14 protein-coding genes and 1 other RNA gene are annotated in these 12,481 nt (G+C 69.1%); 10 read left to right on the forward strand and 5 right to left on the reverse strand.

Annotation, left to right across the window (positions count from 1 at the left end; genetic code table 11):
* Positions 1-5: 5 nt before the first annotated feature.
* The 5 genes from VEC11_RS10965 to VEC11_RS10985 all read right to left on the reverse strand — a co-directional run bounded on the left by VEC11_RS10965 (position 6) and on the right by VEC11_RS10985 (position 4,337).
* Positions 6-1,157 (reverse strand): ABC transporter permease, encoded by a 1,152-nt coding sequence (locus tag VEC11_RS10965; protein ID WP_464131068.1) that lies wholly within the window; start codon positions 1,155-1,157, stop codon positions 6-8.
* Positions 1,154-2,071: an ABC transporter ATP-binding protein gene (locus VEC11_RS10970; protein WP_464131070.1), complete on the reverse strand. Its 918-nt coding sequence runs from the start codon at positions 2,069-2,071 to the stop codon at positions 1,154-1,156. Before VEC11_RS10970 ends, VEC11_RS10965 begins: the two co-directional genes overlap by 4 nt.
* Entirely contained in the window at positions 2,068-3,048 is a 981-nt protein-coding gene (locus VEC11_RS10975; protein WP_464131074.1) for an HlyD family secretion protein, read from the reverse strand. The genes VEC11_RS10970 and VEC11_RS10975 overlap by 4 nt, the downstream gene beginning before the upstream one ends.
* Positions 3,045-3,677: a TetR/AcrR family transcriptional regulator gene (locus VEC11_RS10980; RefSeq protein WP_464131078.1), complete on the reverse strand. Its 633-nt coding sequence runs from the start codon at positions 3,675-3,677 to the stop codon at positions 3,045-3,047. The genes VEC11_RS10975 and VEC11_RS10980 overlap by 4 nt, the downstream gene beginning before the upstream one ends.
* Positions 3,678-3,764: 87 nt before the next feature.
* Positions 3,765-4,337 carry a DUF1579 family protein gene (locus VEC11_RS10985; RefSeq protein ID WP_464131080.1) on the reverse strand — a complete coding sequence of 191 codons (573 nt, stop codon included), beginning with the start codon at positions 4,335-4,337 and terminating at the stop codon, positions 3,765-3,767.
* 81 nt (positions 4,338-4,418) lie between these two features.
* On the opposite strand from VEC11_RS10985, the gene VEC11_RS10990 reads away from it, so the two are divergent.
* The 10 genes from VEC11_RS10990 to VEC11_RS11035 all read left to right on the forward strand — a co-directional run bounded on the left by VEC11_RS10990 (position 4,419) and on the right by VEC11_RS11035 (position 12,473).
* Positions 4,419-4,751 (forward strand): ArsR/SmtB family transcription factor, encoded by a 333-nt coding sequence (locus tag VEC11_RS10990; RefSeq protein ID WP_464131085.1) that lies wholly within the window; start codon positions 4,419-4,421, stop codon positions 4,749-4,751.
* Positions 4,735-5,172: an SRPBCC family protein gene (locus tag VEC11_RS10995; RefSeq protein ID WP_464131088.1), complete on the forward strand. Its 438-nt coding sequence runs from the start codon at positions 4,735-4,737 to the stop codon at positions 5,170-5,172. Before VEC11_RS10990 ends, VEC11_RS10995 begins: the two co-directional genes overlap by 17 nt.
* Positions 5,173-5,211: 39 nt before the next feature.
* The gene (locus VEC11_RS11000) at positions 5,212-7,530 is read left to right on the forward strand and encodes a chemotaxis protein CheA (RefSeq protein ID WP_464131092.1); all 2,319 of its coding nucleotides are present in this window, start codon (positions 5,212-5,214) and stop codon (positions 7,528-7,530) included.
* A complete protein-coding gene (locus VEC11_RS11005; protein WP_464131094.1) occupies positions 7,523-7,954 on the forward strand; it encodes a chemotaxis protein CheW in 432 nt (143 codons plus the stop codon). The genes VEC11_RS11000 and VEC11_RS11005 overlap by 8 nt, the downstream gene beginning before the upstream one ends.
* Before the next feature lie 87 nt (positions 7,955-8,041).
* Entirely contained in the window at positions 8,042-8,407 is a 366-nt protein-coding gene (locus tag VEC11_RS11010) for a response regulator (RefSeq protein WP_464131096.1), read from the forward strand.
* Positions 8,404-9,516 carry a chemotaxis-specific protein-glutamate methyltransferase CheB gene (cheB, locus tag VEC11_RS11015; protein ID WP_464131098.1) on the forward strand — a complete coding sequence of 371 codons (1,113 nt, stop codon included), beginning with the start codon at positions 8,404-8,406 and terminating at the stop codon, positions 9,514-9,516. Before VEC11_RS11010 ends, cheB begins: the two co-directional genes overlap by 4 nt.
* Positions 9,507-10,355, forward strand: coding sequence for a CheR family methyltransferase (locus tag VEC11_RS11020; protein WP_464131100.1), 849 nt, complete (start codon positions 9,507-9,509; stop codon positions 10,353-10,355). Before cheB ends, VEC11_RS11020 begins: the two co-directional genes overlap by 10 nt.
* 39 nt (positions 10,356-10,394) lie before the next feature.
* Entirely contained in the window at positions 10,395-11,087 is a 693-nt protein-coding gene (locus tag VEC11_RS11025; RefSeq protein ID WP_464131102.1) for an N-acetylmuramoyl-L-alanine amidase, read from the forward strand.
* A 413-nt stretch (positions 11,088-11,500) separates the two neighbouring features.
* Positions 11,501-11,881: RNase P RNA component class A (rnpB, locus tag VEC11_RS11030), an RNA gene on the forward strand.
* Between the two features lie 67 nt (positions 11,882-11,948).
* Positions 11,949-12,473: a J domain-containing protein gene (locus tag VEC11_RS11035; protein ID WP_464131104.1), complete on the forward strand. Its 525-nt coding sequence runs from the start codon at positions 11,949-11,951 to the stop codon at positions 12,471-12,473.
* The last annotated feature ends 8 nt before the right edge of the window (positions 12,474-12,481 follow it).

The following is a 12,481-nucleotide window of genomic DNA, read 5'->3' on the forward strand; positions in this document are numbered from 1 at the left end:
AGGGTCTAGTCCAGGGTGGTGCGGTAGCGCGCCATGGCGAGCGCCGCGACGGCGCAGACGAAGATGCCGAGCGCGAGCAGGCTCGGCCCCATGTCGGCGAAGCTCTGGTCCTTGAGCAGGGCGCCGCGCACGATCCTCAGGAAATGGGTGACCGGCAGCATCGTCCCCAGCCATTGCGCCCAGTCGGGCATGCCGCGGAACGGGAACATGAAGCCCGAGAGCAGGATCGAGGGGAGCAGGTAGAAGACCGAGAGCTGCATCGCCTGCAGCTGGGTGCGGGTCAATGTCGAGATCAGGAAGCCGAGCCCGAGCGAGCCGATGATGAACAGGATGGTGCCGAGGGTGAGCCCCGGCCAGCCGCCTGCCATGGGCACCCCGAACAGCAGTCGCGCCATCAGCAGGATCACCGCCGTCTGCACGATCCCGACGATGACGAAGGGTGCGAGCTTCCCGACCATCACCTCGAGCGGCTGGACCGGGGTCGCGAGCAGGCTCTCCATCGTCCCGCGCTCCTGCTCGCGGGTCATGCCGATCGCGGTCATCATCACCAGCGTCAGGGTGAGGACGATGCCGAGCAGGCCGGGGACGATATTGTAGGCGGTGATGTTGTCCGGATTGTAGCGGCGGTGGACCACGACCTCGAACGGCGCGGCGGGATCGGCCGGCCGGGCGACGGCACCGGCGAGATCGTGCGACAACGCTTCCTGCGGCAGGCGGGAGATGGCGGCGAGGGCGCTGCCGGTGGCGGTGGGGTCGGTGGCGTCCGCCTCGACGAGGATCTGGGCGCGGTCGCGGCGGACGACGCGGCGGGTGAAGTCGCCGGGGATGGTGATCGCGAACTGGACCTCGCCGGTGCGCACCAGCTGGTCGAGCTCTTGGGGCGTGCGCGCCTGGCGGACGATGTCGAAATAGGAGCTGTTCGCGAGGCTGGAGACGACCGAGCGCGCATAGACGCTGTTCTCCTGCACGAGCAGAGCCGTCGGCAAATGGCGGGGGTCGGAATTGATCGCATAGCCGAAGAGCAGCATCTGGATCACCGGCACGGCGAGGATCAGGGCATAGGTCAGCCGGTCGCGGGTCAGCTGGATGAACTCCTTGACCAGCACGGCCGTCATCCGCGCCGCGGAGAAGCCCCGGCCGCTGCTGCGCGGCTTCACCGGAAATTGTCCTCGACGCCGCTCATCAGGTGGATGAACACGTCCTCTAGGGTCGGCTCGGTGGGCGTCCAGCGGAAGGGGGGCCTGCGATAGGGGGCCAGCGCCCGGTCGAGCGCGGCGGCGTCGCTGCCGCTGACGTGCAAGGCGAGCCCGAATGGCGCCGCCATCTCCACCGCGGGGTCCTTGAGCAGGTCGTGAGAGAGGCGGTCGATCCCCGGTCCCTCGCCGCGCCAGGTGGAAAGCCTCGCCGCCCCGATCACCTCCTCGGCGGTGCCCCGCGCCAGCAATTTGCCATAAGCGATATAGGCGATGTCGTGGCAGCGCTCGGCCTCGTCCATATAATGGGTCGAGACGAGCACGGTGAGGCCCTTGGCAGCGAGCGCGTGGATCTCGTCCCAGAAATCGCGCCGCGCCTGCGGGTCGACGCCCGCAGTCGGCTCGTCGAGCAGCAGCAGGCTGGGCTCGTGCAGGGTCGCGACCGCGAGGGCGAGGCGCTGCTTCCAGCCGCCCGAGAGCGTGCCGGCGAGCTGGCGGCGGCGCTCGGCGAGGCCGAGCTGCTCGAGCGCCGCCTCGACCCGCTCCGCCCGCCGGTCCAGTTCGTGGATGCGGGCGGCGAACTGGAGATTTTCCTCGACGGTCAGGTCCTCGTAGAGCGAGAAACGCTGCGTCATGTAGCCGGTGCGCCGCTTGATCTCGTCACTCTCCGTGAGGATGTCGTAGCCAAGCGCGGTGCCGTGCCCGCTGTCGGGCGTGAGCAGGCCGCAGAGCATGCGCAGGGTGGTGGTCTTGCCGGAGCCGTTCGGGCCGAGAAAGCCGGTGATCCGGCCCTCGCCGACCTCGATCGAGAAATCCCGCACGACGCGGCGGCCGCCGAACGACTTGTTGAGCCCCTCGACCGCGATGGCGGCGGTCATCGCCGTTCCCCGAGCGGATAGACGTCGACCGGCAGGCCGGGCACGAGCCGGGCGCCATTGTCGGGCCGCGCCTCGACCATGAAGACGAGGCGGTCGCGCGATTCCCGGCTGTAGATGATCGGCGGCGTGAATTCGGGGCGCGGGCTGACATAGGAGATCGTCGCTGCCAGCCCGTCGGGGCAGCCGTCGCAGCGGAAGCGGATGCGCGTGCCCGGGCGGTAGGCGGCGACCGCGACCTCGGGCACGAAGAAGCGGACGAACACCCGGTCGTCGGGAATCAGCGCGACCACCGGCTGGTTCGCTGCCGCCCATTCGCCGCGCTGGTAGAAGACCTCCTCGATCCTGCCGGCGGACGGCGCGATCGGCGAGAGTGTGCGCAGTCGCGCTCCGGTCTCGGACACGCGTGCCGCTGCGGAGGCGACGCGGGCATCGGCGGCGCGGATCTGGTCCTGGCGCTGGCCCAGCTGGGCGACCTCGATCCGCCGCCGCGCCGCATCCAGTCGCGAGGCGGCGCTCTGATACGCGGCGCGCGCCTCGTCGAGGCGGACCCGGGCATAGATTCCGCGCCGCACGAGCTGCTCGGCCCGGTTCAGCGCGATCCTAGCCTCGCGCGCCGCCGCCTCGGCCGAATCCCGGTCCGCTTCCAGGATGGCGACTTCGGGCGGGCGCTGGCCGAGCCGTGCATCTTCCGCCTGGGCGCGGGCCGCCTCGAGCTCGGCCGTGGCCTGCTGGACCTGTGAGGCCTGCTGGTCTGGCTCGATCAGGAAGAGCCGCGTTCCCGCCGCTACGCGCTGGCCGCGGCGGACGGCGAGGTCGGTGACGCGGCCCGAGGTCGCCGCCGAGAGATAGAGGCTCTCGCCCTCGATATAGCCCGACCAGGTCGGCGCCTCGCGGAATTGCGGGGCGAGCAGCCGCCAGGCGAGGAGCAGAAGGGCGATGCCGGCCAGGACAAGGACGACGAGCAGTGGCCGCTTCATGTCTTCTCTCCCTCGGCCAGCAGCCCTGCAAGCACCGTCTCGACATGCTGGCGCGCCACTGCCTGAAGATCGATCGACGCGGCGCCGAGCGGCGTGAAGGTTTCGCGCCAGAGCACCCCGATCAGCATCGGGCCCATGATCGAGAAGGCATAGGTGCGGGGATCGCCGGGGCGAACCTCGCCGCGCTCCTGGCCGCGGAGGATCAGGCCGGAGATCAGGGCGACCCCCTTGGCAATCACCTCGTCGTGCCAGACGCGGGCCAATTCCGGAAAGTTGCGCGATTCGCCGACGACCATCTTCACCACCGCGCCGATCGGCCGCGTCGTGACCAGCCCGGCAAAGCGCGGCAGCAACGTCCTCAGGACCTCGGCGAAGGGCAGGTCCATGGCCAGCGCCATCGCGCCGATCTCGTCGATATTGGGAATGATGGCGTCGTGGACGACCGCGCGGAAGAGGTCCCCCTTGGTCTCGAAATAGAGATAGACCGTGCCCTTGGAGACTCCGGCGCGCCTGGCGATTTCCTCGATTCGCGCGCCGGCAAAGCCCTTCTCGGCGAACACCGCCAGCGCCGCGGCGACGATATCGCCCGGCCGAGCCTCCTTGCGCCTCCGCCATTTCGGCTGGTGCACGACTCGCGCTCCTAATAACTGACCGGTCAGTTATTAGTGGAACAGGCCGGCCCCGTCCAGACCAGGCGCTTTCTCCGCAGAGTCAGTCTACATTCGGGGATTGCCGGCCAGGCAATCCGTGCCTTGCCGCGCCCGCCGGTACCGCATCACCATGCGTTCATAGGGGCGGCCCTGCGCGTCTGTTGTTGTGAAGGTGGTGACCTCGCCGTCCGGACCGTCGCGGCGGGTTTCCGAGTGGACCACGACGCTCTCCCCATTCGCACGGCGCTCGACCGAATGGGTCCGGAAGATTCGGGCGGCGCTGTCATATTCGCCGTCCACGGGGACGGTGAAGCCGCGCGTGCCGTCTGCCCAATAGCCGGTATAGCGCCGCGTCGCCGGGTCGTAGCCGTTGAGGCCGACGCCTTCGAAGCCTGGTCCCCGCATCTCGGTCACCAGCCAGCGTCCGCCGATTAGCCGGCTTTCGACGGCCGCGCGGACCGTGACCGGCCGCGCCTGTGGGGTCAGCTGCAGGCGCGCCTCGACGCACCAATGGCCGATCCGGTTGCGCAAATCCCCGGCCATCGGGCCGAGCAACGCATCGGACGCGGCGGCAGGCGCCTGGGCATGGGCCGCACCGGCCGCGAAAAGGACGCCGAGCGTCACCGTCTTGAACCGCATCTCATCCTCCATTCAACGAATCGATGCATAAGGCATAACTTATGTGTTGCGTTCGTCAAGCATAAGTGTATTCTTATGTGTATGGACGAGCAGGCGACCAACGAGGTGTTCCGGGCACTGGCCGACCCGACCCGCCGCGCGCTGCTGACGATGCTGAGCGAGGAGGCGCAGCCGGTGTCGGCGTTGACCGCTCATTTCGAGATGACCCAGCCGGCCGTCTCCCAGCATCTGAAGGTGCTGAAGGATGCGGGCCTGGTCACCCAGCGCCGGAACGGGCGCAATCAGATTTATGCGCTCGACCCGGAGCCGCTACGTCACGTCGCCGACTGGCTCGAGCAGCATGTCGAGTTCTGGACGACGCGGTTCGACAATCTCGGCCGCCTTTTGAGGGAAAAGCATGGCACGGACGCTTAGATTCGAGGCGCTCTATCCTTATACCGCCGAGCAGGTGTGGGCGGCGCTGACCGACCGCGAGGCGATCGGGGACTGGCTGATGCCCAATGATTTCGAGCCGCGCGTCGGCCATCTCTTCACCTTCACCACCAAGCCTGCGCCAGGCTTTGACGGCATCGTCCAGTGCGAGGTGCTGGAGCTGGAGCCGCCGCGCCGGCTCGCCTACAGCTGGAAGGGCGGCGGCATCGACACGGTGGTCGTCTACAGCTTGGCCGCGGAGGGTGGGAACACCCGCCTGGTCATGGAGCAGAGCGGCTTCACGGGCCTGCGCGGCTGGATGGTCAGCCGCATTCTCGGCGGCGGGTGGAAGAAGATCATCGGCCAGGGCCTGCGGGAGGCCGCGAGCCGGGTCGTGGACGGGAAATACCGCCGGGAGCGGTAAACCCCTTCTTTACCAAGCCTCTTCATAAGCTCAGCCCGCATGGACGAGCTGATCAACGATTTCATCGCCGAGACGCGCGACATGGCGCAGGCCCTGTCTGGCGCGATCGTCGCCTGGGAGGCGGCGCCGGACGACCGCGCGCGCCTCGACGAGATTTTCCGCTTCGTCCACACGGTGAAGGGCAATTCGGGCTTCTTCGATCTGCCTCGCCTGCAGCAGCTTTCCCATGCCGCCGAGGGCGCGCTGGCCGAGGTGCGCGAGGGCAGGCGGCCCGCCGACCGCGCGCTGGTCAACGCCGTGCTCGCCGTGATCGACCGGATTGGCGAACTCGTCCAGGCGCTCGAATCCGGGGAATCCCTGGGCAGCGAGGATGACGAGCAGCTGATCGCCGCGCTCTCGCCTGAAACCGCCGTGCCCGCGCTCCAGCCCGAGGTGCCCGTTGCCGCCGAAACCGAAACCAGGAAAGCGGTGCGCTCGATTCGCCTGTCCGTCGACCTGCTCGACCGGATGATGAGCGGCGTCTCCGACGCGGTGCTGGCGCGCAACGAACTCGCCCGCCGCCTGCGCGACATGCCGCGCGACGTCGCCATCGAGGCCGCGTTCGACCGGGTCTCCCAGTGCATCGCCGAGATTCGCGATGCGATCACCCGCACCCGCATGCAGCGGATCGACAGCCTCTATGCCGGCCTGCCGCGGCTCGTGCGCGATCTCGCGGCCGATCTCGGCAAGCAGGTCCGCCTGCAGGCCGACGGCGGCGACGTCGAGATGGACCGCGAGATGATCGAGATGATCCGCGATCCGCTCACCCATATCGTCCGCAACGCGATCGATCACGGCATCGAGGCGCCGGAGGCCCGCGAGGCGGCCGGCAAGCCGCGCCAGGGTTCGCTCAAGGTCGCCGCCCGCCAGGCCGGCAACCAGATCATCATCGAGGTCACCGACGACGGCCGCGGCATCGACGGCGAGGCGCTCGTCCAGAAGGCGCGGGCGGTCGGCCTGCTGACGGCCGAGCAGGCGGGCAAGCTGTCGCTGGCGCAGAAGCAGGCTTTGGTCTTTTCGCCTGGCCTCTCTACCGCAGGCGAGGTCACCGCCATTTCCGGGCGCGGCGTCGGCATGGACGTGGTCCGCGCCAATATCGAGCGGATCGGCGGCGTCGTCGACATCGACTCGCGCCTCCACCAGGGCGTGAAGCTCGCCATCCGCGTGCCCCTGACCCTGACCATCATTCCCGCGCTCACGGTCAGCGTGAACCGTCAGTGCTTCGCCATCCCGCGCTCGGCGATCGACGAGATCCTCAGGGTCAATGGCGACGCGGTCCGCATCGACCAGGTCGGCGAGGCCGAGGTTGCGACCGTGCGCGGGCGCCGCGTACCCCTGCTCGGCCTGCCCGAATTGCTCGGCGTCGAGAGTGCGGTCCCGCGCGAGGAACGACGCATCATCCTGCTCAAGCCCGCCGGCGGCGACGTCTACGCCCTGCTTGTCGATGCCGTGCACGACCATGAGGAGCTGGTGGTGAAGCCCGCGGCCCCGGCCGTGATGGCCGCCGGCCTCTATGCCGGCACCACGCTCGCCGATGACGGCCGGCCGATCCTCCTGCTCGATCCGTCGGGCATGGCGAAATGCGCCGGCGTGGATTTCGGCGAGGTCGAGCTCGAGCGCCGGCTGACGGCCCAGGAGGAGCAGAAGCAGGAGCTGGCCCGGGAGACGACCCTGCTGCTGTTCCGGACCCTCGACGGCGGCCGCCGCGCGGTGCCGGTCGGGCTGGTCGAGCGGATCGAGGACGTTCCGGTCGCGGCGATCGGGTTCAGCGCCGGCAAGCTTCGTATCGCGCTGGACGGCCGGATCCTGCCGCTCTGCGGCTGCAGTGCCGCGCCGGCGACCGAAAAGCTCCGCATCCTCAGGCTCACCGACGGCCATACCGAAATCGCCTATGGCTTCGCCGAGGTCGTCGACATCCGCGCGCTCGCGCTCGACCTGCAGAGCGCGCCGGCGCCCGGCGAGATTGCCGGCGCCTTCCTCGTCGACGGCGCCACCGTCGAACTGCTCGACCCGCACTGGCTGTTCGCGCTCCACGCCGATGCGGCGGCTGATCAGGCGCCGCCCGTCTGCGCGCTGCCGCAGGGCGATCCCTGGGTCGACAACATGCTGCGTCCGCTGATCGAGAGCCTCGGCTACCGCATCGCCCGCGCCGGCGATCCGGTCGACATCCTGATCGCGCTGGAGGACCAGGAGGTCCCGGAGGACGCCAACGTCGTGCGCCTGCGCGCCGCCGTGGAAGGGGAGGCCGGCATCTACCGCTACGACCGCGCCGCCCTGATCGGCGCACTGGCCGCCGCCAAGGGGGGTCGGAATGGCTGAGCTGCTGCTGATCGCCCGCCTCGCCGGCCGCCGCGTCGCCTTTCCCGCCGCCGATGTGGAAGCGGTGGTCGAGCTGGAGGGCCTGAGCCCGGCACCGCGGGCCTTGCCGCACGTCGCGGGCCTGTCGGCGCTCAGGAGCCGCGTGCTCACCGTCATCGACGGCCTGGCCGCGCTCGAGGCCGGCCGGACCGAGGGCTGCACCCAGGACGCGATCGTCGTCCCGTCGGGCGGCCATACCTATGCCCTGCTCGTCGAGGAGGTGGAGGACGTGATCGAGGCCTCCGCGGCGCCCGTCCCCGCCAAGGCACCGCTCGGCGCGGGCTGGGACCGGGTTTCGCTGGGCATGATCGAGGCGGAGGAGGAGCTGTTTCTGCTCATCGATCCGCACCAACTCATCGCCGGTCCGCCGGCGAGGGCCGCGTAGCTACGAGCGCGGCCTTAAACTTGTGCTTACCTCTTGCCGTTAAACTCAACGTGTTGAGCGTTTTGCGGCGAGTAGCTGGGGGAAGAAATGCGCAGTTGCCTGATTGTCGATGACAGCAAGGTGATCCGGAAGGTCGCCCGTCACATCCTGGAAACGCTCGATTTTTCGGTCGACGAGGCCGAGGACGGCCGCCAGGCGCTCGACCGCGTCGAGGCCAGCCTTCCGGACGTGATCCTGCTCGACTGGAACATGCCCGTGATGAGCGGCATGGAGTTCCTGCGGGCGCTCCGCCAGAACGATTATGCCTGTCAGCCCAAGGTCGTCTTCTGCACGACAGAGAATGACATCGCCCATATCCGCGCGGCGATCGACGCCGGCGCGGACGAATATGTGATGAAGCCGTTCGACCGCGACACGCTTCACTCCAAGCTGCAGATCGTCGGCGTCGCGTGAGCTCAGCCACTGCACTTGCGCGGCGGCGGCTCGACGGGCCTGCCGCACCGCCCATTCGTCTGATGATCGTCGACGACAGCGAGGTGGCGCGCGCCGTCCTCTCGCGCATGGTGGCCGTGCATGACGAGTTCGAGATCGTCGCCACGGCCGGCAATGCCGACGAGGCGCTGGACGCGCTGAAATCGGTCAGCGTCGACATCATCATCCTCGACGTCGAGATGCCGGGCGCCTCGGGGCTCGAGGCGCTGCCGGATATCGTCCGCGCCGGCCAGGGCGCCCGCGTCCTGATCGTCTCCTCCATGGCCGAGCATGGCGCCGAGACCAGCGTCCGCGCCCTCGCTCTGGGCGCCGCCGACGCTCTGTCCAAGCCCGGGATCGGCAATTTCGCCGGCCGCTTCGCCGAGATCCTCGCCGACCGGCTGCGCCGCATCGGCCGGGTCGAGCCCGACCATGCGCCGGCCGCGGACGAGGCCGACATGCCGATCACCCTGCGCGACATGGGCGAGGGCGAGCTCGGCTGCGTCGCGCTCGGCGCCTCGACCGGCGGCCTGCACGCTCTGTTCGCCTTCCTGCGCGCGCTGCCCGAGCGGATCGGCGCGCCGATTCTGGTCACCCAGCATCTGCCCGCGATCTTCATGCCGCATTTCGCCCGCCAGCTCGAAAGCGCCTCGGGCCGGATCGCCCGGGTGGCCGAGGACGGCGCCCTGCTCGTCGCCGAGCATATCCATGTCGCCCCGGGCGACGCCCATCTCTGCGTGGTGCGGAACGGGGCGGAGGTGCGCGTGCGGCTCGAGCGGCGGCGCGCCCAGTCCGGCTGCCTGCCCTCCTGCGACCCGATGTTCGCCTCGGTCGCCAGCGCCTATGGCCGCGATGCCGTCGGCGTCCTGCTCAGCGGCATGGGCCGCGACGGCGCGCACGGCGCCCGCCAGCTCGTCGAGCAGGGCGGCGCGATCCTCGCCCAGGACCGGCACAGCGCCGCGATCTGGGGCATGCCGCGCGCGGTCGCCGAAGCCGGCCTGGCCTCGGCCGTGCTGCCGCCGGCCGAGCTTGCCCGCCGCGTCAGCCAGCGCGCGGAGGTCGTTCAAAGGGATTCTTCGGCATGGAGGTGAGCGAAACCTCGCGCCGCATCCTGGCGAGCCTGCTCGAGGCGAAGACCGGCCAGCAGCTGGCGATGAACCGGCGCTGGCGGATCGAGACGGCTTTGGCCACGATCATGCGCGAGCGCGGTTATGACAGCGTCGACCAGCTCGTCTCCCGCCTCGTCGCCCGCGCCGATGCCGGGCTGCAGGACGCGGTGATCGAGGCCCTGCTCAACAACGAGACCTATTTCTTCCGCGACAAGCTCCCCTTCGACCTGTTGATGGCGGGGCCGGTGAAGCGGCTGGAAAAGGCGCGGGCCGCCCACAAGAAGCTCTCCATCTGGTGCGCCGGCTGCTCGTCGGGCCAGGAAGCCTATTCGCTGGCGATGAGCTTCGCCGACGAGAAACTGCGCTGGTCCGGCTGGCAGATCGAGATCGTCGGCACCGACCTCTCCAAGGCCGCGATCGAGCGCGCCCGCTCGGGCACCTATTCGCAGTTCGAGGTGCAGCGCGGCCTGCCGGTGATGCAGATGATCCGCCATTTCGACGAACTCGGCGGCGGCGACTGGCGGATCTCGGAGGCGCTTCGCCGCCAGGTCCGCTTCGAGGCGCGCAACATCACCGACAAGCCGCCCGCGCCGGGCCGCTTCGACGTCATCCTCTGCCGCAACCTCCTGCTCTATTTCGCGCCGGAGATGCGCCGCCTGGCCTTCAACCGGATGGCCGAGGCGATCGCGCCCGACGGCGCGCTGATGCTCGGCGCCGGCGAAACCGTGCTCGGCCAGACCGACCGCTTCGTCTCCGACGCCGACTGCCGCGGCCTCTACGTCCCGGTGCCCGCGGCGCAGGGACAGGCGAAGGTCGCATAGCGCCTTGACGCGAAGCCGCTTTCGCGCGGTAAGGGCGGCATGGAAGGGATCATCGAGGCTCCGTCGCCCAATCAGGACGAGCGTACCCAGCCGATCTCGGTGATCGTGCTCCATTATACCGGCATGGAGGACGCAGCGTCGGCCATCGCCCGGCTCCGCGATCCGGAGGCGCGGGTCTCCTCCCATTATGTGATCGCCGAGGACGGGCAGATCCTGCGCCTCGTGCCCGAGGACAAGCGCGCCTGGCATGCCGGCCGCTCCTACTGGCGCGGCATGACCGGGATCAACGATCACAGTGTCGGCATCGAGATCGTCAATCCGGGCCACGAATTCGGCTATCGCGCCTTTCCGGACGCGCAGATCGACGCGCTGATCCCGCTGCTGGCGGAGATCAAGCAGCGCTACAATGTCAGCCGCGGCAATGTCGTCGGCCATTCCGACATCGCGCCGACGCGCAAGCAGGATCCGGGCGAGCTCTTCCCCTGGGCGCGGCTCGCGCGCCACCGCCTCGCCTTGCCGCGCCCGACCCGCAACCTGATGGACCCGAACTGGACCGACAGCGGCTTCCTGCTCGCGCTGGAGCGGTTCGGCTATGACGTCACCGACCCGCTTGCCGCCACCGTCGCATTCCAGCGCCGCTTCCGGCCCGAGCTGGTGGATGGGACGATCGACGGCGAATGCCGGGCGATCCTGCTGGCCTTGCTGCTGCCCCGGCCGCAGGGGGATGATTGAGCGAAAATCCCAATGTTCGCACTGGCCATGGGAGTTGAGCGAGGTCGTCTGCACAACGAATGAGGTCTGGCTTGCGAGCCATCTTCCTAACTCGTCTTGATTCTCACTGGCTGCCAGCAGCGGCCGACGAGCGCCGCGACAGCTGAGGAAGCGATTCGGGTCGCAAATCTCTATCGAGAAGAACATTATCCACGGGCGCGTCGGGACGTAATCGTCACCACTGAGGATCGGGGCGATCGGTGGCGCGTGTGGTATCGTCTTCGAGACGGCGGAATCGGCGGGCTATCATTTTTCGAGGTCGACAAAGCCACTGCAGGCGTACTCGACAATGGGAGCTTCCAATAAAATCGCTGCTTTCCGACCGGCCTCGACCGGCCTTACTTTTTCGGTATCCAGCCGCTATATCCCATCCGCCAGAGGGCCGGGCGGCCGCCGCTCGCGCAAGCGAGGGGAGGAAAGTCCGGGCTCCGCGGAACGACGGTGCCGGGTAATGCCCGGCGGCCCCGGCGCAGGCCGGGGTCAGGGAAAGTGCCACAGAAAACAATCCGCCGCGCTTCGGCGCGGTAAGGTCGAAAGGGTGGGGTAAGAGCCCACCGCGCCTCCGGTAACGGCGGCGGCACGGCAAACCCCACCGGGAGCAAGACCGAATAGGGGCGGCACAGGGGCCTGTTCCGGCTCGTCGCCCGGGTTGGTTGCTTGAGGCCGCGTGCAAACGCGGTCCTAGAGGAATGGTCGCCCATCCCCGGATCACGGTCCGGGGTGGACAGAACCCGGCTTACAGGCCCTCTGGCGATTTTTGTGTGGGAACAGGCGGCGGCGAGGTGGCGCACACCCGCCGCCCCGTCTATTCTGGGCGACTCTATGGCGAAGGCAAAAAGATCGAACGACTGGGGCTTTCCCCGCTGGCGCGCCTACGGCTCCTCGCGCGAGGCCGAGGCCGTGCGCCTGTGCGATCGCCATGGCTGCGACGAGCCGGGCGACAGGCCCGCCCCCAAATCGCCGAACAGCCGCGAGCGCTGGTATTTCTGCCAGGCCCACGCCGCCGAATACAATCGCAACTGGAATTATTTCGAGGGGCTCACCGCGGAGGAAGCCGCGGCCCGCGAGGCGAACGAGAAGCAGGGTGCCGACGCCTTCGCCAGCGCCTCCCATTATGGCTGGGGCGGCCCCGGCGACGGCACCCGCAGCCGCGACGAGATGCGCGCGCTGGACGTGCTGGAGCTGGACGCAGAGGCCGATTTCGAGGCGGTGCGCGCGGCCTGGCGCCGCCTCGCCAAGGCCAACCACCCGGACCTCAAGCCCGGCGACAGGGAAGCCGCCGCCCGCTTCCAGGCCGTCCAGGCGGCCTATGAGGTGCTCAGGACGGCGGAAGAGCGGAAGGTCTAGTTCCTCCC

It is taken from the genome of Allosphingosinicella sp. (assembly GCF_035626655.1).
Classification (GTDB): Bacteria; Pseudomonadota; Alphaproteobacteria; order Sphingomonadales; family Sphingomonadaceae; genus Allosphingosinicella.

What these genes read in the sequence shown, in the direction of transcription:
- VEC11_RS10970 (WP_464131070.1), bottom strand. Translation starts at nt 2,071, where the DNA reads ATGACCGCCGCCATCGCGGTCGAGGGGCTCAACAAGTCGTTCGGCGGC.
- VEC11_RS10985 (WP_464131080.1), bottom strand. Translation starts at nt 4,337, where the DNA reads ATGCGGTTCAAGACGGTGACGCTCGGCGTCCTTTTCGCGGCCGGTGCG.
- VEC11_RS11000 (WP_464131092.1), top strand. Translation starts at nt 5,212, where the DNA reads ATGGACGAGCTGATCAACGATTTCATCGCCGAGACGCGCGACATGGCG.
- VEC11_RS10995 (WP_464131088.1), top strand. Translation starts at nt 4,735, where the DNA reads ATGGCACGGACGCTTAGATTCGAGGCGCTCTATCCTTATACCGCCGAG.
- VEC11_RS10990 (WP_464131085.1), top strand. Translation starts at nt 4,419, where the DNA reads ATGGACGAGCAGGCGACCAACGAGGTGTTCCGGGCACTGGCCGACCCG.
- VEC11_RS10975 (WP_464131074.1), bottom strand. Translation starts at nt 3,048, where the DNA reads ATGAAGCGGCCACTGCTCGTCGTCCTTGTCCTGGCCGGCATCGCCCTT.
- VEC11_RS11005 (WP_464131094.1), top strand. Translation starts at nt 7,523, where the DNA reads ATGGCTGAGCTGCTGCTGATCGCCCGCCTCGCCGGCCGCCGCGTCGCC.
- VEC11_RS11035 (WP_464131104.1), top strand. Translation starts at nt 11,949, where the DNA reads ATGGCGAAGGCAAAAAGATCGAACGACTGGGGCTTTCCCCGCTGGCGC.
- VEC11_RS11025 (WP_464131102.1), top strand. Translation starts at nt 10,395, where the DNA reads ATGGAAGGGATCATCGAGGCTCCGTCGCCCAATCAGGACGAGCGTACC.
- VEC11_RS11010 (WP_464131096.1), top strand. Translation starts at nt 8,042, where the DNA reads ATGCGCAGTTGCCTGATTGTCGATGACAGCAAGGTGATCCGGAAGGTC.
- VEC11_RS11020 (WP_464131100.1), top strand. Translation starts at nt 9,507, where the DNA reads ATGGAGGTGAGCGAAACCTCGCGCCGCATCCTGGCGAGCCTGCTCGAG.